This window comes from Stutzerimonas stutzeri (assembly GCF_000935215.1).
Classification (GTDB): Bacteria; Pseudomonadota; Gammaproteobacteria; order Pseudomonadales; family Pseudomonadaceae; genus Stutzerimonas.
This window is the reverse complement of sequence record NZ_JXXD01000334.1, coordinates 1-522: the sequence shown is the minus strand read 5'-3', so window position 1 is coordinate 522 and position 522 is coordinate 1. Positions and strand designations below refer to the sequence as shown.

Annotated in this window: 1 protein-coding gene; it reads right to left on the bottom strand. The window is 66.3% G+C overall.

Annotation, left to right across the window (positions count from 1 at the left end; translation table 11 throughout):
• Window positions 1-87: 87 nt before the first annotated feature.
• On the bottom strand, window positions 88-522 hold a 435-nt coding region (locus LO50_RS23155; protein ID WP_044316498.1), incomplete at its 5' end, for an exodeoxyribonuclease III.

Below are 522 nucleotides of genomic sequence, written 5' to 3'. Positions count from 1 at the left end.
CTCAGCGACGATTGGCACAAGGCCTTGCAGAACCGGCCGCGTCGCACGTTGCCGCATCGTTCGAGCCCCGCCTCGCACCGCCTGCCTCTAGCTGCTCGCCCCCGTCTTGCCACGCTTGCTCGACTTCGCCGGCTCGGCCGCCGCGCTCGCGTCACCTTTCAGGGTTATCCAGGTAGGCGCATGGTCACTGGCATGTTGCTGGTCGCGTACCCAGCGATCGACGCCGGCATCCTGCAGCCGCGGCGCAAGGTCCGGGCTAAGCAGCAGATGGTCGATGCGCAGCCCGGAGTTCTTCTGCCAGTGCTGGCGAAAGTAGTCCCAGAAGGTGTAGATGCGCTCGTCGGGGTACCTGGCGCGCAACGCGTCGGTCCAGCCCTGCGCCAGCAGGCGCTCGAAACATTCACGGCTTTCCGGCTGCAGCAGCGCGTCCTTCTTCCAGGAGCGCGGGTTGTAGATATCTTCGTCGGTGGGCACCACGTTATAGTCGCCGGCCAGCACCACCGGATGGCCGCTGGCGAGCAG